This window comes from Candidatus Methylomirabilota bacterium, assembly GCA_036005065.1.
Taxonomy (GTDB): domain Bacteria; phylum Methylomirabilota; class Methylomirabilia; order Rokubacteriales; family DASRDR01; genus DASYQW01.
The window spans coordinates 21,355-41,890 of record DASYQW010000011.1 but is presented as its reverse complement, the minus strand read 5'-3'; the positions used below and the strand labels follow the sequence as shown (position 1 = coordinate 41,890).

Here is a 20,536-nt window from a genome sequence, read left to right as displayed (position 1 = left end):
GCCTGCCCTTCAGGCGCGGCTGCAGGCTGTCCACCGGCACCTCCATCACTGTGTGGGTCGTCGACTCATAAGCCGCCTCATCTTCCGCAAGGGCCTCCTCGTCCGATTGATGCTCGTAGCGCTCGCGGCCCTCCGGTTCGTCAGCATGCTCACTACTCGATGATCTCGTCGGCCCGCGCGAGCACCGAGGGGGGGATCATCAGGCCCAGGGCTCTCGCGGTCTTCAGATTGATCACGAAGTCGAACTTGGTGGGCTGCTCGACGGGCAGGTCGCCGGGCATGGCGCCTTTCAGGATCTTGTCCACGTAGGTGGCGGCGCGGCGGAACATCACGCCCCAGTCGGGGCCATAGGACAGCAGCCCTCCTCCCACCGTCACCACGTCGCGGTCGAGATACAGGGAAGGCAGCTTGGCTCGCAAAGCCAGCTCGGGCACCCGTCCGAAGGGCCGGTGGAACACCGGATCACCCAGGACGAGCAGCGCTTGCGCGCGCCCGCGCACGGCGGCCTCGACCGCGGGCGCGATGCCAGCGGGCTCGGTGACATCCAGCATCTGGAGCCGCACGCCGAGGGGCTCGGCCGACGGTGTCAGCTCCTTCGGGATTAAGTCAACATGGAGAGGGTTCTTCGAGCTCCAGAGCACCGCGATGCGGGAGGCCGGCGGCACCGCTTCCTTCAGCAACTGGAGCATCTTGCCCATGAAGCCCCCCGGAACCACGGTGCTCAGACCTGTCACGTTTCCCCCTGGCCGGGCAAGGCTCGGGACGAGCCCAATTGCGATCGGATCGGCCACCGCCACGAAGACGACGGGAATAGCCCCGGCCGCGTCCTTCGCCGCGCGGGCCGGCTGTGGTGAGACGGCGACGATGATGTCGGGCTTGCCCGCGACCAGTTCGGCCACGAGGGCGGGCAGACGATCCGGTCGCCCCTCGGCGCCTCGCACGTCGAGGACGAGGTTGCGGCCCTCGACCCGCCCCAGCTCGCGGAGCCCCTGCCGAAGCGCGTCGTAGCCTCCGCCTTCGCAGCGCGCCCCACACACGAGCGCGACCCGCGCGGGCTTCGGTGTCGGCTGCGCCTCTGCGGCGAGCGGCGCGGCGAGGAGGGCGATGACCAGGATGGCCGTGAGCACGAGTCGGGGATCCGTCATACCAGCCCTCCGTCGAAATCGAGACGGCTCAGCATAGCTCGTCACCGCCGGGAACGCGCTGGCGAGGTACGCGAGTTTCGGTTCTCTGTCCATTACCGTCGCGGCATTCGCCCCCTAACGCTACGCCTAACTCGAATTCGGCCACAGGATGCGCAGGTCTGCGTATACCGCCAGACGCTGCGGGCGACGCGGCCTGTCTCGACGTTCCCTCAGTCCTCTGTACCTCCGGTCCTTTCGATTCGCGATCTTGCGCCCATTGACGGGACGTTGACGGCCGGCGCGTGAGCGCGCGCCGTGTGCCCGGGGTATCACCCGTCGCGCCCGCAAGTCAAGCCCGGGCGGAGCGGCCCCGGGTTGACAGCGCCCCGGGTACCGCGCGACCATGCCGGCGATGCCGGGACGGTACGATGCCATCGTGATCGGCGCGGGCCACAACGGCCTGGTCGCCGCCACCTACCTGGCCCGCGGCGGGCTCGAGGTCCTCGTGCTCGAGCGCCGGGAGCTGGTCGGGGGCGCCTGTATCACCGAAGAGCTCTTCCCCGGCTACCGCCTCTCGTCCTGCTCCTACATCTGCCACCTCCTCCAGGAGAAGGTCATCGTCGACCTCGAGCTCACCCGTCACGGCTTCGAGGTCTTCGGCCTCGACCCCGCCCGCTTCCATCCCTTTCCTGACGGCCGGAGCCTCGTCGTGTGGGACGATCACGCCCGGACGGCCGCGGGGATCGAGCGCCACTCGCGGCGTGACGCCGCCGCCTACCTCCGGTGGATGGACTTCTGGGAGCGCGCGGCCCGCCTCCTCCATCCCTACTTCCTCGCACCGGCGCCGACCGAGGCCGAGATCGCGGACCGCGTCCGCGGCACCGAGGACGAAGCGCTCTGGCAGACGCTCCTCACCCGCCCCATGTGGGACCTCGTCCACGAGCATTTCGAATCCGACGTGCTGCGCGCCCACACGCTCAATGCCCAGGACATCGGCGACCCGCGGCTCCCGGGGAGCGCCCTGTGCTACGCCTACATCAAGGTGAACCTTCGCTCGGCGCCGGGCACCGTCGGCATCGTCAGGGGCGGCATGGGCGCCATCACCCAGGCGATGGCCCGTGCGGCGCGCGAGGCGGGCGTCGAGATCCGGACCGGCGCCTCGGTGGCCCGGGTGCACGTCGAGGCGGGTCGCGCCGCGGGCGTGGTCCTGGATGGCGGCGAGGTGCTCCGCGCTTCCCTCACCGTCTCCAACGCCGACCCCAAGCGCACGTTCCTGCGCCTCGTCCCGGAGGATGCGCTGCCGGCCGGCTTCCGGACCGAGGTGGCGCAGCTCTCGACCCGCGCCGCCTACCTCAAGTTTCACGCCGCGCTCCGCGAGCTGCCCGACTTCTCGGCGTATCTCGGGCGCGACCCCGATCCCCGCTACCTCGCCCAGGTGAAGATCTGCCCCTCGGTGGAGGCCTTCCTCGGCTCGTGGCAGGACGCCCAGGCGGGCCATCCCTCGCGGACGCCCCTCATGGAGGTGCAGATCCCGTCGGTCTACGACCCGACGCTGGCTCCCCCGGGCCACCACGTGGTCTCGGTCTGGGCGCTGTGGGCGCCGGTCCGGCTCCGCGAGGGGTCATGGGAGACGCGCCGGCAGGCGGTCGGCGAGCAGCTCGTCGACCTCCTCACGGCCTACGCGCCCAACTTCCGCCGGGCCCTGGTCGACTGGGTCCTCTTCACCCCGGCCGACCTCGAGGCGCGCGTCGGCCTCACCGACGGCAACATCCGCCACCTCGACATCGTGCCCGCCCAGATGTTCGCGCGCCGGCCGCTGCCGGGCTGGGCGCGCTACCGCACCCCGCTGCCCGGCCTCTACCTCTGCGGCGCCGGCACCCACCCGGGGGGCGAGGTGACCGGAGCCCCCGGGCACAACGCCGCCCACGCGATCCTCGAGGATCTCGCCGCCGGCGCCTGAGCGGAGTTTCGGAGGGGGTGTCGGAACACCCCTCCGAGGCCTCCCCCAAGAGTCGGTGCGGCGGCAAAGCCGCCGCTCGGAGCGGAACATCAGGTGGCGAGGTGGTCATGTGCGAGCGCGAGAGCCCACACCCTCGGCATGAGGGCCTGAGGGGACTCGGCCAGCGGAACGTCGGGGCGGGATGCCGGGGCTTGACCCGCGCTCCGCCGAGCGCCTATCGTGGTGTCCGCCGTCCGCGGGCCACTGCCGTGGGCGCGGCACACAGGGAGGAGCTCATGCGCGCCAGAGCCGCCGTCCTGTACGAGCTGAAGCAACCCCTGGTGGTCGAAGATGTGGACGTCCTCGAGCCGGGACCGCACGAGGTGCTGGTCCGGTACGTGGCGAGCGGGATCTGCCACAGCGACCTCCACGTGATCACCGGCGATCTGCCGCACCCGCTGCCGGTCGTGCTCGGCCACGAGGGCGCCGGCGTCGTCGAGAAGGTGGGACCGGGGGTCGAGTGGGTCCGGCCGGGCGATCACGTCGTCACGAGCTACATCCCGTCGTGCGGCACGTGCCGGTACTGCATCGTCGGCCGCCCGAACCTCTGTGCCCTCCGCGACAAGCCGCGCCACCTGATGCTCGACGGCACCTCCCGCTTCCGCAAGGGGAGCCAGGCGCTCAACCACTTCCTCCAGGTCTCCTCCTACGCCACCCACGCGGTGCTCCTGGAGCACGGGGTGATCCCGATCCGCCGGGACGCCCCGCTCGACGTCGTGTGCCTGGTGAGCTGCGCCGTCACGGCCGGCGCCGGCGCCGTGATGAACCGCGCCAGGGTGCCGGCGGGCAGCACGGTCGCCGTGTTCGGGTGCGGCGGCGTCGGGCTGAACGTCATCCAGGCGGCGCGGCTCATGGGCGCGGCGAAGATCATCGCGGTGGACGTCCTCCCCCAGAAGCTCGCCTGGGCCGAGGAGTTCGGGGCGACCCACCGGGTCGACGCGGCCCGCGAGGACCCGGTCGCCCGCATCCACGAGCTGGCCGGGCACGGCGGCGCCGACTTCGCCTTCGAGGTCGTCGGTACCCAGCGCACCATCGAGCAGGCCTTTCACGCCGTCCATCGCGGCGGCATGGCGGTCGTGATCGGACTCTCCCCGGCCGGCACCCGGCTCTCGATCGACCCGGGAATGCTCCTGCAGGAGCGTGTGCTGACCGGCAGCTCGTTCGGCGGCTCGCGCCAGAAGGTCGACCTGCCCCTGCTCATCGACCTGTTCATGGACGGCCGGCTCAAGGTCCGGGAGCTGATCAGCCGGCGTCTTCCCCTCGAGGAGATCAACCACGCCTTCGATCTCCTCCAGCAGGGGGAGGTCAAGCGGAGCGTCATCGTCTACCAGTGAGGGAGGGAGCCGTGGCCCGTGACATGTGGGAGTACAACAAGCTCACCTGGCCCGAGATGAACGACGCCATCGAGCGGGAAAAGGTCGTCATCCTGCCGACCGGCTCCACCGAGCAACACGGAGCTCACCTGCCGCTGGACACCGACCTGTTCCTGGCCGAGTCCGTCTGTCGCGAGCTGGCCCGCCGGGCTCCCGGCGCGGTGCTGGTGCTGCCCGGGATTCCCTACGGCCTCAACATGCACCACTTCGATTTCCCGGGCACCATCCACGTCGAGCCGCAGCACTTCATCGACTTCTGCGTGGACGTGACCAAGAGCGTCGCCTATCACGGCTTCAAGCGAATCGCGGTCGTCAACGGCCACGGCTCCAACATGCCGATGGTGGACCTGATCGCGCGCCGGACCGTGCTCGAGACCCCCGCCCTCTGCTGCGCCTTCGGCTACTACAACATGGGGCGGGACGAGAGCCTGAAGGTCCTGGAGACCGGGGTATACGCCCACGCCGACGAGTGGGAGACCTCGCTCTACCTGCACTTCGCCGGGGAGCGCGTCCAGCTCGACAAGGCGGTAGCCGACAACGACCGGGTCGGCCGGACGATGACCTCGGACAGCACCACGGCCGTCCGCTTCAACGACTTCTGGGGCCGCTGGACCAAGACGGGCGTCCACGGCGACCCGACGAAGGCCACCGCCGAGAAAGGCCGCCGGATCCTCGAGATCATCATGAAGGAGATGCTCATCTGGCTGGAGGAGTTCCGGAGCTGGCCGATCGAGGCCCGCCAGGACCAGCACCGGCTGCCTGTCCAGCGCGACATCCGCTGGTAGTGCGGGGCACCACGCAGCCATCACGCGCGGTTTAGCGCGAGCTTGGGCCAGCCGCCGTAGGCGCCCGGCACCCGCCCATCGGTGCGCCGGGGTAACCCGGCGCCGACCACCGAGCGCGTGGTACATCGAGGAATGCTCCGAGCGGCGGCTTCGCCGCCGCCACGACGGGGGGGCATCGGGGGGTCTTCCGAGACCCCCCCGAAAGATCTAGCGGCCCAGCGCGGCCAGCATCTCCTCGACGCGCGTGAACTTGATCCGGGGCCGTCCGGCCGGCTGGCCCCGGGCGACCTCCAGCTCGTTCAGCCGGCGCCAGTCCGCGTACGAGAAGTAGTGCGGCTGCCGCTGCCGGACGAGGGCCTCGACGGCGGCGGGCTCGGGATGGGCCGGCCGGAGGATCGCCCCGCGGGCCAGATCCTCCAGCATGCAGGCCACCGTCTCGGCCGCGTCCGGCTTGTTGGTGCCGATGACGCCGGTCGGGCCCCGCTTGATCCAGCCAGCCGTGTACTCGCCGACCACGGGCGCCTGCGTCTCGGGGTCGATCACCCGTCCCTTCTCGTTCAGGATCACGCCCCACTTCTCGTTGAACGGCACGCCGGGCAGCGGCACTCCCCGGTAGCCGACCGACCGGAAGACGAGGCCGACCGGCAGGATCTCGAACCGCTCCGTCGGCCGCGCCTGTAACGTCCCGGCCGGAGTGGTGAAGAGCTCGTTGCGGACGAGGCGCATGGCCACGACGCGGCCGGCCTCGTCGCCGGTGAGCTCGGCCGGCGACACCAGGAAGCGCAGGATCAGCCGGCGGGGCTTGCCGGCCGGCTTGCGCGCGGCGTAGCCCTGCAGGATCTCCACCTTCTTGAGCGTGATCCGGTCCTGGGTGCGCTCGAGCTCGGCCCGGGTGAGCGGATCCAGCTCGACCTCCTCGGGGAGCGCCACGATGTCGGCCGCCGTCAGCTCGCCGAGCTCTTTGAGCTCGGGGTTGGTGAAGGCCGCCTGAGCGGGTCCCCGGCGCCCGAGCAGGTACACCTCCCGGATCCGGCTGCGGCGCAGGGCCTCGAGGGCGTGCTCGCCGATGTCGGTGGCCTCCAGCTCTTCCGGGGAGCGGCAGAGGATGCGGGCGACGTCGATGGCGACGTTGCCCACGCCGACCACCGCCGCGCGCTCCTGGCTCAGGTCGAACTGGCAGTCCCGGTAGTCGGGGTGGCCGTTGTACCAGGCGACGAACTCGGTCGCGGCGTGGCTCCCCGAGAGATCTTCACCCGGGATGCCCATCCGCCGATCGGTCTGGGCCCCGGTCGTGTAGAGGATCTGATGGTAGTGGTCGCGCAGGTCGTCCCGGGTCAGGTGCTTGCCGAGCTCGACGGACCCGAAGAACCGGAAGCGGGGATTGGCCGCGATCCGGTCGAAGGCGACCGTCACCGACTTGATCTTCTGGTGATCGGGCGCCACGCCGGCCCGGACCAGCCCGTAGGGCGTCGGCACGCGGTCGAACATGTCGAGCCGAACGACGAGCCCGGGCGGCTTGAACAGCTGCTCCGCGGCATAGAACCCGGTCGGCCCGGCCCCGACGATGGCGACGCGGAGCGGGTCGGCCTCGGTGCCGGGGGCCGCCATCAGTGCTCCTCGAGGATCTGGGTCTGCAGCGTGTCGACCTCGCCTTCGTACTGGTCCCGCTGCGTCTTCACGATGTCCCCGATGGAGACGATGCCGACGAGCTTCCCCTGGTCGACCACCGGCAGGTGCCGGATCCGCTTCTCGGTCATGGTGTGGCCGACCGACTTCAGGTCGTCCTGCGGCACTCCGACCACGAGATCCCTGGTCATGATCTCCCCGACGATGCGGGAGAAGAGCTGCTCGTTCCGGGCGGCCTCCCGGACGATGTCGCGCTCCGAGACGATCCCGACGGGCCGGTTGGTCTCGTCCACGACGACCAGCGCCCCCACGTTGTGCTCGGCGAGCAGCGCGAGCGCCTGCCGGATCGACTGCTCCGGCCGGACCGTGAAGACCTTGATGCCCTTGGTTGAGAGGATGCTCGCGATGTTCATGTCTGCCTCCTGCATCGCCTCCGGGGAGTCACTGCTCGGAGTCAGGCCGGGACGGCGTCCGCCTCCGCCCGGCGCCGGCGGCGCCGCGCGACGATCCGCCGGGCGGCGGCCCACAGCCGGATCCCGAGGACGAGCGCAAGCCACGCGGCATAGAGGAAGGGGGTGACCCGTCCGACCTTCGCCAGCCACAGGAAGTGGAGGACGGCCAGGACCGCGGCCAGGTAGGCGAGCCGGTGGAGGCGCCGCCAGGCCGGGGCGCCGAGTCGCTTCACCATTCCGGCCGTGGACGTGGCGGCCAGCGGGACGAGCATGACGAGGGCCCCCAGGCCGGCCATGATGTAGGGCCGCTTGGCGATGTCGGCCCCCATCGTCGGCCAGTCGAAGAAGTGGTCCACGACGATCCAGACCCCGAAGTGCAGCGTCGCGTAGAAGAAGGCGAAGAGCCCGAGCAGGCGGCGCAGCGTGATCGGCCACGACAGGCCGAACAGGAGGCGCAGCGGGGTCATGGTGAGGCTCAGCAGGAGCAGCCGGAGCGTCCAGACGCCCAGCCACCGGGTGACCGCCTCGATCGGGTTGATGCCGAGGTCGTCGGCGACCGTCCAGTAGACGACGAGCGCGAGCGGCGTGAGGCAGGCGGCCCACACGCCGCTCTTCAGCGCGATCCGGGCCGAGAGCCGTCGCATCCCGTCGTCCTCAGTCGTCGGCCCGCCACCCGGCTCGGTGGGCGGCCCGGCCCCCGGGTCTAGTAGTGCTTGTTCAGGTCCATCCCGGCGTACAGCGAAGCGACCTGCTCGGCGTAGCCGTTGAACATGAGCGTCTTGCGGCGCCGAAACTCGCCGATCCGGCGCTCGGTCGCCTGGCTCCAGCGGGGGTGGTCCTTGGTCGGGTTCACGTTGGAGTAAAAGCCGTACTCCTGGGGAGCGGCCTTGTTCCAGGCGCTCTTCGGCTCCTCGCTCACGAGCCCGATGCGGACGATGGACTTGGCGCTCTTGAATCCGTACTTCCACGGCACGACCACCCGGATGGGGGCGCCGTTCTGGTTCGGCAGCACCTGCCCGTACATCCCGACGGTCAGGAGCGTCAGCGGGTGGAGCGCCTCGTCGAGCCGCAGGCCCTCCACGTACGGCCAGTCGAGGCTGGTGAAGTTGAAGAAGCCCTTGCGCTGGCTGGGGAACTGCTCGGGATCGAGGAGCGTCGTGAACTCCACGTACCTGGCCTGGCTGGTGGGCTCCACCCGCTTGAGCAGCGCGCTGAGCGGGAACCCGATCCAGGGAATCACCATCGACCACCCTTCGACACAGCGGAGCGCGTAGATCCGCTCCTCGAGGGGGGCCAGCTTGAGGAGCTCGTCGATGTCGTAGGTCCGAGGCCTGGCGACGTGGCCCTCGACCTTGACGGACCACGGCCGCGGGCGGAGGAGGTGGGCGTTCTCGGCCGGATCCTCCTTGTTGACGCCGAACTCGTAGAAGTTGTTGTAGGTGGTGGCCGCCTCGAACTTGGTGGCCGGCTCGGTCGAGCTCAGGCCCGCGTTCCGCGCCGCCTTGAGGGGCGCCCCGGGCGTCGGGGGCTTCGGCGTCGCCTCCGCCCGCTCGCCGGCGCCCAGGGCCAGCGCCGCCGCGCCGGCCATGAAAGCCCGCCGGTTCAGGTAGAGCCGGTGGTCGGTGACCTCCGACCACGTGAACATCCTCGCGTAGGGAGCTCGCCGGATCAGCATCGAGACCTCCTCCCTGTCTGGGATCCGTCTCCTACGAGTGTACGCCCGGCCGGCGAGTGGTTGTCACGGGGATGTCAAACCCGGCCGCGCCAGGGGAGGCGTCAGCGGAGGACGTCGAGGACCTCGGCGACCACCTCGAAGCGCCCGAACGACGGCATGAGGTAGGCCCCGGCGTAGCGGCCGCGCACCTCGGCCAGGATGTCCTGGGCGGTCTCGATCCCGACACGCAGGGCATGATCGCCGGCCTGTCGGAGGCGGGCGCGGACCGCATCGGGAATGCTGATCCCGGGTACTTCGTTGTGGAGGAACTCCGCGTGACGCCAGGAATGGAGGGGCAGGATCCCCACCACGATCGGGACCGGGACCCGGCCGAGCCGCGAGAGGAAGCGCTCGAGCTGGGCCAGGTTGTAGATCGGCTGGGTCTGGGCCCAGCTGGCGCCGGCCTCGACCTTCTGGCGAAACCGATCGGCCTCCCGCTCCGGGTCCGGCGCCCCGGGGTCGAGGGCGACCCCGATCACGAAGGCCGTGGGCTCCCCGATCGAGTTCCCGGTCGCGTCCACGCCCCCGTTCATCCCCTTGACGATCCGCACGAGCCCGATGGCGTCGACGTCGAACACGGCGGTGGCGTTGACGTAGTCGCCGGCTCGGGGCGGATCGCCGGTCATGGCCAGGATGTTCCGGATGCCGAGGGCGTGGGCCCCCAGGAGATCCGCCTGGATGCCCATCAGGTTCCGATCGCGACAGGTGAAGTGCATGTTGATGTCGAGGCCGGTCGCTTCCCGCACCACGATCGCGGTCGGCAGCACGGACATCCGGACGCGCCCCAGCGAGCCGTCATTGATGTCGACCACCTCGACGCCGCGCTCGGCCAGGAGCTTGGCCCCCTGAACGAGCTTCTCGATGTTGTGCCCGCGCGGCGGGTCGAGCTCCACGGTGACCAGGAACTCCCGCGCCATGAGCCGCGCTTCGAGCCGGGTGGGCTCGGCCGTGGCGCCGACGGGGGCCGCCTCGGCGGCCAGGCTCGCCGCCGGGGTGATGAAGATGCCACGCCGCGCGCGGGCGGCGTCGGGGACGTGGCGATCCACGGCCTCGCGCATGGCCCGGACGTGAGCCGGCGTCGTCCCGCAGCAGCCGCCCACCAGCCGGGCCCCGGCGTCGAGCATGCGCCCCGCGTAGTCCGCCATGTACGTCGGCGACGAGAGGTAGATGAGCCGCTCGCCGACCCGGCTCGGCAGGCCGGCGTTCGGCTGAATGGCGATCGGGCGCTCGGGCGCCGCCTGCTGGAGGAGGACCAGGACGTCGTAGAGCACGCTCGAGCCGACCGAGCAGTTGGCGCCGATGAGCTGGACCGGTAGCGTCCGGAGCTCGCGCGCCACGTCGGCCGGCGCGTGGCCCACGAAGGTCACACGGTCCTCGTTGAACGCCATCTGGGCGATGACGGGAAGGTCGGCCGACACCGCCCGGATGGCCTGGACGGCCAGTCCGATCTCGCGCAGGTCCGAGAAGGTCTCGACGACGAAGCCGTCGACGCCGCCCTCGAGGAGCCCTTCGGCCTGCTCGCGGAAGGCCGCCAGGGCCTCCTCTTCGGTCACGGTGCCGAGCGGGGTGAGGTACTTGCCGAGCGGTCCCACCGACCCGAGCACGAAGACGTCGCGCCCCATCGTCTCGCGGACGTCGCGGGCCAGGCGGGCCCCCTCGCGGTTGATCTCGCGGGCCCGGCCCTCGAGACCATGGACGCCCAGCTTGAAGCGGTTGGCGCCGAACGTGTTCGTCTCGAGGAGGTCGGCGCCGGCGCTGAGGTATTCCCCGTGGATCGACTGGACGACCTTCCGATCGTGCAGGTTCAGCACGTCGAAGCAGGCGTCCAGGGGGGCGCCGCGGGCGTAGAGCATGGTGCCCATCGCCCCGTCGGCGAGGAGCGGGCCCTCCGCCAGTCGCTCGAGCAGCGGATGGCTCACGGGACGGGCCTCGCCACCCCAGGCGTCACCCGGCGGCCGCGCTCGCGCAGGTGGCGCAGGATCCGGCTCACCACGGCGTCGACGCCGAGGCGCGTCGTCTCGATCGCGAGGTGCGCCTGGCTGTAGCAGCTCTTGCGCGTCTCGTAGAGCGCCGCGACCTCGTCGCGGGAGCGGCCGGCCAGCATCGGCCGGCTGCCGACGCGGCCGGCCCGCTGGTAGAGCGCGTCGAAGTCGGCTGCCAACCAGACGACGGTGCCGAGCGCCTTCAAGCGCTCCATCGCGCCGGGGCGGCACGGGAGGCCTCCGCCGGTGGCGATCACGTGCCCGTGCTTGTCCATCAGGGCGTCCATGGCGGCGGCCTCGAGCATCCGGAAGTAGGTCTCGCCGTGCTCGGCGAAGATCTGGGGGATCGACCTCCCCTCCCCGCCGGTGATCATGTCGTCGGTCTCGACGAAGCAGAGGCCGAGCCGGCGGGCGAGGACGCGCCCGACCGTGGACTTCCCTGCACCCATGAAGCCCACCAGGATCACGTTCCGCGAGGCTTCGTGCCCGGGACCCATGGCTGCGATGATAGCACGCGGGGCGGGCCTTCCCCTCGAGGGTGTCGGCAAGCTGACACGGAGATCGTCCGCGGGGCGAGCCACGCCCCGCGCATTTTTTTTCGAGCGCCGAGGCGCGGGGTCGTCAGCGGGTCAAGGGCGGCGGGGCCGGCGGAGCCTCCGGCCGGGGCGTGGCGCGTGGCGCCGCACCCGGCGCCTTCGGCTTCCCCGGTGGCGTCCGGGCCTCGGGCGCGGCAGCCCCCCTGGTAGCCGTGGAGACGGCCGGCAGCGACACCCTCCGTATGCCCTTCGCGTCGAACAGCTCCAGATGCGAGCCGGTCTCCCGGGCGAGGAGCTTGGCGCGCGGGACGTCGCGGGGGTCGCGCAGGCTCAGGCCCCAGGCCTCCGCCGTCTTTCCGAGCTCGATCCGCACGGCCCCATGGGGATCGCCCAGCGCGAGCGCCGAGCCCGCGTCGACCGTCACCAGCAGGGCGCCGACGGTGCCGTCCTTGTTCATGAGGCTCAGGCCGGTTCCCCCCTCCGACGTCACGCTCAGCGTGGCGCGGACGTTTCCGCTCGGATCCCGGAGCACGAAGCGCTCGGCCTCCACGATCCTCGGCGCCTGAGCCACCGGGGCCTGCCCCATCAGGAGGACGGCCACCAACCCGACGAGGCCGGCCGCGACCATGTGCTTGAGACGGCGGTTCTCGCGCTCGAGGCGGGTCAGGCGTTCGGCGACGGTGTCACGCCCGGGCTCCTGCATGGTGGGATCCTCCTGATCCGAGGATACCGTAAGCCGGAGGGACCACGCGAACCGTCGTCGCGGGGCCTTGACGGGACCCGGGCCGGCGGCCGAGGATACCCGCGCATGCTCGACGCCAAGATCGAGGGCGCCACCGTCGTCGACGGGACCGGCGCTCCGGGGTTCCAGGCCGACGTGGGGATCCGCGACGCGATGATCGCCGCGGTCGGTGACCTCGCGCGCGAGCCGGCCGGGCTCACCCTCCCCGCTCACGGCCGCACGCTGGCGCCGGGGTTCATCGACATGCACTCCCATTCCGACTGGCGGCTCTGGGGCAACCGCCGAGCCGAGTCCAAGATCCGGCAAGGCGTCACCACCGAGGTAGTGGGGAACTGCGGCTTCTCGCCGGCCCCGGTCAACCCGGCCTTCCGGGAGGATCTCCGGGGCTTCGCCCTCTACATTCCGCCGGGCCTCGACCTCTCGTGGCGTTCGGTCGGCGAGTACCTCGACCGCTTCGAGGGGGACGGCTGCGCCCTCAACGTGGTCCAGCTGGTGGGGCATGGAACGCTCCGCATCGCGGCGATGGGGTTCGCCCGCCGTCCCCCCACCGCTGCCGAGCTCGACACGATGCGCCGGCTGGTGGCGGAAAGCCTGGAGGGCGGCGCCTGGGGCCTGTCCACCGGGCTCATCTACGCCCCGGGCTCGTTCGCCGACACGGGCGAGATCGTGGAGCTGGCGCGCGTGGCGGCGCGCGGGGGCGGCTTCTACGCGAGCCACATCCGCGGCGAGGGAACGACGCTGCTCGACGCCGTCAGCGAGGCGATCCGGATCGGCCGCGAGGGCGGGCTGCCGGTCGAGGTGAGCCATCTCAAGGCGGCGGGGCGCCTCCACTGGGGCAAGGTGACGGAGGCCCTCGCGCTCATCGACGGCGCCCGGGCGGACGGCCTCGACGTCACGGCCGACGCCTACCCCTACACGGCCTCGAGCACCACGCTTCGCACCCTGCTGCCCGACTGGGCGCTGGAGGGCGGCATCGAGGCGACCCTGGCGCGCCTGGCCGACTCCACGACGCGCGCCCGGATCACGGCCGAGGTCGAGGCCGGGACCGGCAGCCGCGAGAACTTCGCGGCCAACGTGGGCTGGGACGCGATCATGATCGCCTACGCCCCGACCCGCCGCGACGCGGAAGGGCGGCGCCTCTCGGAGCTCGGCCGGGCCTGGGGCCTGGCGCCGTCCGAGGCGGCGCTCCGGCTGATCGAGGCGGAGCGCGGCAAGGCGTCCATGATCCTCTTCCAGCTCGACGAGGCGGACGTCCGGCGCGTGCTGGCCCACCCCCAGGTGATGATCGGCTCCGACGGGTCAGCGCTCGCGGCCTCCGGCGAGCTCGCGCAGGGGATGCCGCATCCGCGTAACTACGGCACCTTTCCGCGGGTGCTCGGCCGCTACAGCCGGGACGAGGGCGTCCTCGCGCTCGAGCAGGCGATCTACAAGATGACGGGGCTTCCCGCCCGACGGCTGGGACTCGCGGACCGGGGCGTGATCCGGGTCGGCGCCCGGGCGGACCTCGTGGTCTTCGACCCGCGCACGGTGGAGGACCGGGCGACGTACGAGGCGCCCCACCAGTACCCCCGCGGCATCGAGCACGTCCTGGTCAACGGCCGCCTGGTGATCCGCGACGGCGAGCACACCGGCAGCCTGCCGGGCCGGGTGCTCCGACGGTCTTGACGGGAAGGCGCTTCAGGCGCCGCGCAGGCGGGGGTCGAGGGCGTCGCGGAGGCCGTCGCCCACCAGGTTGAAGCCGAGGACGGCGACCATGATGGCGAGCCCCGGGATGGTCGCGACGTGGGGCGCCACCAGGAGAACGTCGCGGCCCATCGACACCATGAGACCCCACGACGGCGTCGGGGGCTGGACCCCGAGTCCCAGGAACGACAGGGCCGCCTCGACCAGGATCGCGTTCGCCATGAAGAGCGTTCCGTAGACGACGACCGTCGGCAGGACGTTCGGGAGGATGTGCCGGCCGATCAGCATCAGGCTCGGCGCTCCCAGCGCCCGGGCCGCGCTGACGTACTCGGTCTCCTTCAACGCCAGCACCGAGCCGCGAACGATGCGCGTGACCGGCGGCGCGCCCCAGATCCCGACGGCAATCGTGGTGTTGAGGGCGCCGGGGCCCAGGGCCGACACGACGGCGATGGCGAGGAGGAGGTACGGGAAGGCCAGCAACACCTCGATCCCACGCATGACCGTGGCATCGACCCACCCGCCGACGAACCCGGCCAGGCTCCCGAGGGCGAGGCCCGCCAGCAGCGCGATGGCCACCGAGAGCGTGCCCACCAGCAAGGCGACCCGGCTTCCGTAGATCACGCGGGAGAGGATGTCGCGCCCGAACTCGTCGGCCCCCAGCACGTACTTCGCGCCCGGGCGGGCCCGCTTCTCGAAGAGGCTCTGCTTCCCGGGATCGTAGGGCGCCAGCCAGGGCGCGAACACCGCCGCGGCCAGGAGCACGGTGACGACCGCGAGGCCGATCAGGGCGAGGCGGTTTCGGCAAAAGCGGCGCCAGGCGTCTCCGAGGAGGGTCGCGCCCCGCCGCTCGACCGCCGGCAGCGCCGCCACTGCGACGCCAGCCACGGGCCCGGCGCTCATCCGAGCATCCAGTGGCCGCCATCCGCGCTGATGGTCTGCCCCGTGACGTAGGCGGCGTCGTCGGAGGCGAAGAACACCACGACCCGGGCGACCTCTTCCGGCTGCCCCAGGCGCCGGAGCGCGAGCGACTCCAGGAGCCGCCGCTGCCCTTCCTCGCCCATGGCCTGCCACTGGCGCTCGGAGGCCGGGTTGGACCGGATGAATCCCGGCGCGACGCAGTTGACCCGGATCCCGTAGGGCCCGAGCTCGCGGGCCGTCTGCCGGGTGAACCCGATGAGACCGGCCTTGGCGCTCGCGTAAGCCTGGATGCCGGTGAGGCTGTGGGAGCGCCCGGCTCCCGAGGAGATGTTGACGATGCTCCCGCGGCGGCCGGCCTTCATCCGCGGGGCGACGGCTCGCGTGAAGTGGAAGGCCCCGTCCAGGTTGATGGCGAAGATGCGGTGCCAGTCGGCGTCCGAGACCTCCTCGACCGGGCGCATCGTCTGGCCGGCCACGCCCCCGGCGGTGTTCACGAGGATGTCGACCCGACCCTCGGGGCCCGCCCCCTCGTCGACGAAGGCGGTGACCCGAGCCGGGTCGGTGACGTCGACCAGCGCGGTCCGGCAGGGCCGGCCCGTGCCCTCCTCGACCGCGCGCCGGGTGCCGGCCAGCTCCTCGTCCAGGACGTCGCAGGCCCAGACCGATGCCCCGGCTCGGGCCAGCTCGACGCAGATGGCCCGCCCGATCCCGTGGGCGGCGCCCGTCACGATGGCGACGCGACCGGCGAGACGCTCGGCTCCCATCGTTCAGCCCTGACGGGAGATCCGCGGGTCCAGAGCCCCGTACGACAGGTCCACGAGCAGGTTCACGACCACGAAGGCGAGCGCGAAGACGAGCACGGCGCCCTGGAGCAGGATGTAGTCGCGGGCGAAGATCGCCTTCACCATGAGGCGGCCGAGCCCCGGCCAGGCGAAGACCGTCTCGGTGAGGACCGCGCCCCCCAGAAGCTGGCCCGCCTGGAGCCCGACCAGCGTGAGGATCGGGATCGTCGCGTTCCGGAGGGCGTGCTTCATCACCACCCACTGCTCCCGGACGCCCTTGGCCCGGGCGGTCCGGACGTAGTCCTCCCGCAGGACCTCCAGCACGCTCGAGCGCGTCATGCGCGCGATCATGGCAATCGAAGGAAGGGCGAGCGTGACGGCGGGCAGCACGAGATGCGAGGCGGAACCGCTTCCGCCGACCGGGAACCACGGAAGCCACAGCGCGAAGACGACGATGAGGACGAGGCCGGTCCAGAAGACGGGCATCGACAGGCCGAACAGCGATCCCAGCCGCGCCACCGCGTCGAACAGCGAGTTCGGCCACACGGCCGAGACGATGCCGGCCGCGACCCCCACGGCCGCCGCCAGCAGGAGCGCGGCCACGGCCAACTCGACGGTGGCCGGCCACGCCTCGGCCAGCTCGTCGACGACGGGGCGATTCTGCTGGATCGACCGACCGAGGTCTCCGCGGACGAGCTTCCCGAGGTACTGGCCGTAACGGGCCAGGAGCGGCCGGTCCAGGCCCAGGAAGTCGCGGAGCCTCTCGACGGCCTCCTTGGTCGCGTGCTCGCCGAGCATGAGCGTGACCGCGTCCCCGGGGATCAGCTCGACCGTCAGCATGACGACGAAGATGACGCCGAGGAGCACGGGGATGGCCAGCAGCAGACGGCGGACGATGAACGTGAGCATGTCCGGGACAGGGCCGAGCGGGAGCCGGGGGCTACTTGTCCAGCCAGGTCTTCCAGAGCCCCAGGTTGTACTCCACCGGATGGACCGTGAAGCCCTTCACGTGGGCGCGGGTCACCACGATCTCCTTGGTGTTGTAGACGGGGATCCAGACCATCTCCTTGGCCAGGATGTCCTGGACCTCCCCGTAGAGCTTCTCGCGCTCCGCCTGGTTCAGGCTCCGCCGCGCCTGCTCGACCAGCGTGTCGACCCGCGGGTTGGCATAGCGCGAGGTGTTCCAGCCCGTCGGCGGGACCTGTTTCGAGTGAAACAGGGCGTAGAGCGAGTAGTCGGCGTCCGCGTTCGTCGTCACCCAGCCCAGGGTGAAGAGATGCTGGTTCAGCGAGGCCCCCCGGAGCTGGGTGAACACCGCCGCCCACTCGCGGAACTCCACCTTGGCCTCGACCCCCACCTCCCGGAGCATCGCCTGCACCGCCTCGGTGATCTCCCCGTCCTTCGGGTACCGCCCCCGCGCCGCGATCCAGGTCAGACTCAGCCGCTGGCCCCCCTTGGTCAAGATCCCGTCGGGCCCCGCCGTCCAGCCCGCCTGCCCGAGCAGGGCCTTCGCCCGGCTCCGGTCGAACGGGTAGAGCTGGTCCAGCTGCAGGTCCTTGAAGCCGAACACCCCCGGCGCCAGCACCCCCCGCGCCGCCACCGCCGAGCCCTCCATGATGTTGTCGAGGATCGCCTTCCGGTCCACCGCGTAGAGCAGGGCCGTGCGGACACGGACGTCGTCGAGCGGCGGAAGCCCCGCGTGCATCCCGACGAAGACCACCCGGCCCCCCACCACCTCGTGCACGGTGAACTTCGGGTCCCGCTTGAGCGCCGGCAGCTGCGGCGGCGACGGGAGCAGCACCATGTCGGCGTCGCCCGTCTGGAGCGCGATCATCCGCGCGCCCTCCTCGGGCACGACCTTGAAGACGACGCGGTCGAGCGGCGTCTTGTCGCCCCAGTAGTCCGGGTTGCGCTCGATGATGACGTGGGTGTTCGTCTTCCACTCGACGAACTTGAAGGGCCCGGTCCCTACCGGCGCCCGGCTGAAGTCCGCTCCCAGCTTCTGCACGGCGGTGGGCGAGACGATGCCGGTGTAGATCATCGCCAGCGTTCTCAGGATCGGGCCATAGGGCTCGCTGGTCACGACGTCGACGGTGAGGTCGTCCACGACCTCGGCCCCGGCCAGCGAGCCGGCCAGGCTCGCCCAGCGGGCGGGCGGGCTTCCCTTGAGCGCGCGCTCGAAGGTGAACTTGACAGCGGCGGCGTTCAGCGGGGTGCCATCGTGGAACTTCACGCCCGGGCGCAGCTTGAAGCGGACCTTCGTCGGCGACAGGACCTCGTAGGCCGCGGCCAGCTTGAGCTGGACCTGCATCTTCTCGTCGAGGGTGAGGAGAGGCTCCAGGATGTTGTAGTAGACCCAGGCCCCCGGCGCCGTGGTCTCGAGCTGCGGATCCAGGGAGACGGGATCGGTGGGCCGCACGATCGTCAGCGTCCCGCCCCGCTTCTGGGCGAGGGCGGGGCCGGCGAGCGCGCCCAGCATCAGGGCGCCGGCGAGCGACCAGACCAGACCCGCGCTCAGGCGACGACCGCCCCGGAACCGCCGGCCAGCCAAGATGGTCATCGATGCCTCTCCTTTCCTTCCCGAGCCCCAGCCTCGCCGCTCAGGCCGTCCCGGCCAGCGCGACCAGCTCGTCCACGTTGTCCCACCCCATCCGGCGGCGCCCGGTCTCCAGCTCCCCGATCAGCTCCAGCAGGCGGCGGGTCAGCGGCATGGGAATGTCGAGCGCGTCGGCCTTGGCCAGCGTCGACCCGAGGTGCGCCTCGACCTCCGTCTTGCGCCGGCGCACGGCCAGATCCCGCCAGATGCCGGTCTTGGTCTTCGTGTGGGCGCGGTAATGCCCGGCGATCGCGGCCATGCACTGGGTGACGGCGTCGTCGTCCCCGGCCACCCCCGCCCAGTACCAGGTCGGGTCGAACTCGTCGAAGGCCTCGAGCCGCACCCCGACGCCCTCCGCCACCGCCATGCCCTCGGCCACGAGCGCCACCAGCATCCGGCCGACCGGCTGCGAGCGCTCCACGACCTCGTAGATGTGCGCGTCGACGAGGGCGGTGGCCACCAGGAGGGCGCTGTAGACGTGCTTGGCCCACTTGTAGCCCCAGATGTTGTCGGTGATCCGGGTCTCGGTGACGACGCTGAGGAGCATCGCCAGGTCCTTGGCGCGAGGGGTGATGGAGCCGTCGAGCTCGCCCAGGACGAAGGCGCCGCTCCCGCCGTGCTGGATCCGCCCGGGCGCCATCCAGTCAGCCGCCCAGTTCACGAGGCAGCCGACCGTGCGGTCGCGACCTACCCGGGCGGCGATCAGTTCCTCGTTCAGGCCGTTCTGCAGCGACACGATCGCGCCGGCTTCGCGGAGCCGCGGGACGAGGATCTCCAGGGCGTCCGCGGTGTGCTGGGCCTTCACGGCGAGGAGGACGAGATCGAGGTCGTCGCCGAGCGCGGCCGGGGCGACGGCCCGGACGCGAACGGTGAAGCCGCCCTCGGGGGCGTCCACCGTCAGGCCGTCCGCATTCATGGCCGCCACGTGGGGCTCGTTGGCGTCGACGAGGAGGACGTCGTGGCCGGCGCGAGCCAGCGCGGCTCCGGTGACGCCGCCGATCGCCCCGGCTCCGAAGACGGTGACCATGGTGGTCCCCGAAGTATCACAGCGCCTCGGAGGCGTCAAGCGAGCCGGCCCGCACGGAGCGGCACCCAGACCCGACGCCGAGCGCAGCCTGGAGATCGCGGGCCCCGGACCGAGCGGCGGTGACCGGGCGGCTTGACACCCGAGGAGCACCGCGGATAATAACCCCACAGTCTCGGCCCGAGACTCCCAGGCCCAGGAGATCCCCATGAAGCTCGTCCGCTACTCCGTCCACGGCTCGCCTCCCCGGCTCGGCAGTCTGGTCGGCGACCAGGTCCGATGCCTCGGTGAGACCTACCACCGGTACCTCGCCGCGCGGGGCGTGGTTCGCGCCGGCGAGCTTGCCCACGCGCTCTTCCCGCCGAGCACGCGGAGCGCTCTCGGCGCCGGGGCCGGCGCGGAGGACGCGCTGGCCGCGATGGACGACGCCGTGCGCGCCGGCCGGCTCCAGTGGACCACCCATCCCCTGTCGGCCGTCAAGCTCCACGCGCCGCTCCACGACCCCGAAAAGTTCATCTGCATCGGCCTCAACTACACCGATCACGCGCAGGAGACCAACAGCCCGATTCCCAAGGAGCCTCCGCTCTTCGCCAAGTTCCCGACCGCCATCATCGACTGCAAAGCGCCGATCGTCCGGCCCAGGGGCTGCCACCAGCTCGACTACGAGGTCGAGCTGGCCTTCGTCATGGGGCGGCAGGCCAAGGACGTCGCGCAGGAGAATGCCCTCGACTACGTCTGGGGCTACACCATCATCAACGACGTCAGCGCGCGCGACTTCCAGTTCATGACGACCCAGTGGATGGCGGGGAAGATCTGCGACAGCTTCGCGCCGATGGGTCCCTGGATCGCGGACCGTGCCGAGATTCCCGATCCCCACGGGCTGGAGCTCTCGACGTGGGTGAACGGCACACGCCTCCAGCACGGCAATTCGAAGAACCTGATCTACAACATCAACGTGCTGGTGGCCTATCTCTCCGCCCACCTCACCCTGATGCCGGGCGACATCGTCGCCACCGGGACGCCGGCCGGGGTCGGCTTCTCGCGGAAGCCCCCGGTCCTCCTCAAGGCTGGCGACGTGGTGCGCATGGAGATCACGGGCCTCGGCTCGATCGAGAACCCGGTCGCCGACGCCTGAAATCCATCGGAGGGGGCCTGTGCGGCCCCCTCCGAAGCCTCCCCCAGGAAAGCGGGGTGGCGGCG

Annotated in this window: 18 protein-coding genes; 5 read left to right on the top strand and 13 right to left on the bottom strand. The window is 71.3% G+C overall.

Features of this window, described 5'->3' with window-relative positions; translation table 11 throughout:
- Positions 1 to 152: 152 nt before the first annotated feature.
- Positions 153 to 1,127: an ABC transporter substrate-binding protein gene (locus VGW35_00640; GenBank protein ID HEV8306144.1), complete on the bottom strand. Its 975-nt coding sequence runs from the start codon at positions 1,125 to 1,127 to the stop codon at positions 153 to 155.
- A 400-nt stretch (positions 1,128 to 1,527) separates the two neighbouring features.
- Between VGW35_00640 and VGW35_00635 the strand changes: the two genes are divergently transcribed.
- From VGW35_00635 to VGW35_00625, 3 genes are all read left to right on the top strand, one after another.
- Positions 1,528 to 3,084, top strand: a complete 1,557-nt coding sequence (locus VGW35_00635) for an NAD(P)/FAD-dependent oxidoreductase (protein ID HEV8306143.1) — start codon at positions 1,528 to 1,530, stop codon at positions 3,082 to 3,084.
- Positions 3,085 to 3,359: 275 nt separating this feature from the next.
- Positions 3,360 to 4,457: a Zn-dependent alcohol dehydrogenase gene (locus tag VGW35_00630; protein ID HEV8306142.1), complete on the top strand. Its 1,098-nt coding sequence runs from the start codon at positions 3,360 to 3,362 to the stop codon at positions 4,455 to 4,457.
- Between the two features lie 11 nt (positions 4,458 to 4,468).
- Positions 4,469 to 5,281 carry a creatininase family protein gene (locus tag VGW35_00625; protein ID HEV8306141.1) on the top strand — a complete coding sequence of 271 codons (813 nt, stop codon included), beginning with the start codon at positions 4,469 to 4,471 and terminating at the stop codon, positions 5,279 to 5,281.
- Positions 5,282 to 5,488: 207 nt separating this feature from the next.
- Here the strand turns inward: VGW35_00625 and VGW35_00620 are convergent, their stop codons facing one another.
- The 7 genes from VGW35_00620 to VGW35_00590 form a co-directional block, all read right to left on the bottom strand.
- Positions 5,489 to 6,889 (bottom strand): FAD-dependent oxidoreductase, encoded by a 1,401-nt coding sequence (locus VGW35_00620; GenBank protein HEV8306140.1) that lies wholly within the window; start codon positions 6,887 to 6,889, stop codon positions 5,489 to 5,491.
- Entirely contained in the window at positions 6,889 to 7,320 is a 432-nt protein-coding gene (locus VGW35_00615; GenBank protein ID HEV8306139.1) for a CBS domain-containing protein, read from the bottom strand. The genes VGW35_00620 and VGW35_00615 overlap by 1 nt, the downstream gene beginning before the upstream one ends.
- 41 nt (positions 7,321 to 7,361) lie before the next feature.
- Positions 7,362 to 8,003 (bottom strand): protein-methionine-sulfoxide reductase heme-binding subunit MsrQ, encoded by a 642-nt coding sequence (locus VGW35_00610; protein ID HEV8306138.1) that lies wholly within the window; start codon positions 8,001 to 8,003, stop codon positions 7,362 to 7,364.
- 59 nt (positions 8,004 to 8,062) lie between these two features.
- Positions 8,063 to 9,034 carry a protein-methionine-sulfoxide reductase catalytic subunit MsrP gene (gene msrP / locus VGW35_00605; GenBank protein ID HEV8306137.1) on the bottom strand — a complete coding sequence of 324 codons (972 nt, stop codon included), beginning with the start codon at positions 9,032 to 9,034 and terminating at the stop codon, positions 8,063 to 8,065.
- Positions 9,035 to 9,135: 101 nt separating this feature from the next.
- Positions 9,136 to 10,992: a bifunctional homocysteine S-methyltransferase/methylenetetrahydrofolate reductase gene (locus VGW35_00600; protein HEV8306136.1), complete on the bottom strand. Its 1,857-nt coding sequence runs from the start codon at positions 10,990 to 10,992 to the stop codon at positions 9,136 to 9,138.
- Positions 10,989 to 11,552 carry a shikimate kinase gene (locus tag VGW35_00595; GenBank protein HEV8306135.1) on the bottom strand — a complete coding sequence of 188 codons (564 nt, stop codon included), beginning with the start codon at positions 11,550 to 11,552 and terminating at the stop codon, positions 10,989 to 10,991. Before VGW35_00595 ends, VGW35_00600 begins: the two co-directional genes overlap by 4 nt.
- 124 nt (positions 11,553 to 11,676) lie before the next feature.
- Positions 11,677 to 12,294 (bottom strand): hypothetical protein, encoded by a 618-nt coding sequence (locus tag VGW35_00590; GenBank protein ID HEV8306134.1) that lies wholly within the window; start codon positions 12,292 to 12,294, stop codon positions 11,677 to 11,679.
- Between the two features lie 105 nt (positions 12,295 to 12,399).
- On the opposite strand from VGW35_00590, the gene VGW35_00585 reads away from it, so the two are divergent.
- Positions 12,400 to 13,998, top strand: coding sequence for a D-aminoacylase (locus VGW35_00585; GenBank protein HEV8306133.1), 1,599 nt, complete (start codon positions 12,400 to 12,402; stop codon positions 13,996 to 13,998).
- A 12-nt stretch (positions 13,999 to 14,010) separates the two neighbouring features.
- Here the strand turns inward: VGW35_00585 and VGW35_00580 are convergent, their stop codons facing one another.
- From VGW35_00580 to VGW35_00560, 5 genes are read right to left on the bottom strand one after another with little or no spacing between them, the layout of a single operon-like run.
- Entirely contained in the window at positions 14,011 to 14,916 is a 906-nt protein-coding gene (locus VGW35_00580) for an ABC transporter permease (GenBank protein ID HEV8306132.1), read from the bottom strand.
- Positions 14,913 to 15,698, bottom strand: coding sequence for an SDR family NAD(P)-dependent oxidoreductase (locus VGW35_00575; protein ID HEV8306131.1), 786 nt, complete (start codon positions 15,696 to 15,698; stop codon positions 14,913 to 14,915). Before VGW35_00575 ends, VGW35_00580 begins: the two co-directional genes overlap by 4 nt.
- 3 nt (positions 15,699 to 15,701) lie before the next feature.
- A complete protein-coding gene (locus VGW35_00570) occupies positions 15,702 to 16,625 on the bottom strand; it encodes an ABC transporter permease (GenBank protein ID HEV8306130.1) in 924 nt (307 codons plus the stop codon).
- Between the two features lie 31 nt (positions 16,626 to 16,656).
- Positions 16,657 to 18,276, bottom strand: a complete 1,620-nt coding sequence (locus tag VGW35_00565) for an ABC transporter substrate-binding protein (GenBank protein ID HEV8306129.1) — start codon at positions 18,274 to 18,276, stop codon at positions 16,657 to 16,659.
- A gap of 40 nt (positions 18,277 to 18,316) precedes the next feature.
- Positions 18,317 to 19,339, bottom strand: a complete 1,023-nt coding sequence (locus tag VGW35_00560; GenBank protein HEV8306128.1) for a 2-dehydropantoate 2-reductase — start codon at positions 19,337 to 19,339, stop codon at positions 18,317 to 18,319.
- A 205-nt stretch (positions 19,340 to 19,544) separates the two neighbouring features.
- Between VGW35_00560 and VGW35_00555 the strand changes: the two genes are divergently transcribed.
- On the top strand, positions 19,545 to 20,471 hold the full coding sequence (locus VGW35_00555) for a fumarylacetoacetate hydrolase family protein (GenBank protein ID HEV8306127.1): 927 nt from the start codon (positions 19,545 to 19,547) through the stop codon (positions 20,469 to 20,471).
- Positions 20,472 to 20,536: the final 65 nt, after the last annotated feature.

Coding starts and splice junctions, on each gene's coding strand:
- VGW35_00630 (HEV8306142.1), top strand. CDS start 3,360: ATGCGCGCCAGAGCCGCCGTCCTGTACGAGCTGAAGCAACCCCTGGTG.
- VGW35_00590 (HEV8306134.1), bottom strand. CDS start 12,294: ATGCAGGAGCCCGGGCGTGACACCGTCGCCGAACGCCTGACCCGCCTC.
- VGW35_00595 (HEV8306135.1), bottom strand. CDS start 11,552: ATGGGTCCCGGGCACGAAGCCTCGCGGAACGTGATCCTGGTGGGCTTC.
- VGW35_00610 (HEV8306138.1), bottom strand. CDS start 8,003: ATGCGACGGCTCTCGGCCCGGATCGCGCTGAAGAGCGGCGTGTGGGCC.
- VGW35_00570 (HEV8306130.1), bottom strand. CDS start 16,625: ATGCTCACGTTCATCGTCCGCCGTCTGCTGCTGGCCATCCCCGTGCTC.
- VGW35_00635 (HEV8306143.1), top strand. CDS start 1,528: ATGCCGGCGATGCCGGGACGGTACGATGCCATCGTGATCGGCGCGGGC.
- VGW35_00575 (HEV8306131.1), bottom strand. CDS start 15,698: ATGGGAGCCGAGCGTCTCGCCGGTCGCGTCGCCATCGTGACGGGCGCC.
- VGW35_00620 (HEV8306140.1), bottom strand. CDS start 6,889: ATGGCGGCCCCCGGCACCGAGGCCGACCCGCTCCGCGTCGCCATCGTC.
- VGW35_00560 (HEV8306128.1), bottom strand. CDS start 19,339: ATGGTCACCGTCTTCGGAGCCGGGGCGATCGGCGGCGTCACCGGAGCC.
- VGW35_00615 (HEV8306139.1), bottom strand. CDS start 7,320: ATGAACATCGCGAGCATCCTCTCAACCAAGGGCATCAAGGTCTTCACG.
- msrP (HEV8306137.1), bottom strand. CDS start 9,034: ATGCTGATCCGGCGAGCTCCCTACGCGAGGATGTTCACGTGGTCGGAG.
- VGW35_00565 (HEV8306129.1), bottom strand. CDS start 18,276: ATGACCATCTTGGCTGGCCGGCGGTTCCGGGGCGGTCGTCGCCTGAGC.
- VGW35_00580 (HEV8306132.1), bottom strand. CDS start 14,916: ATGAGCGCCGGGCCCGTGGCTGGCGTCGCAGTGGCGGCGCTGCCGGCG.
- VGW35_00555 (HEV8306127.1), top strand. CDS start 19,545: ATGAAGCTCGTCCGCTACTCCGTCCACGGCTCGCCTCCCCGGCTCGGC.
- VGW35_00585 (HEV8306133.1), top strand. CDS start 12,400: ATGCTCGACGCCAAGATCGAGGGCGCCACCGTCGTCGACGGGACCGGC.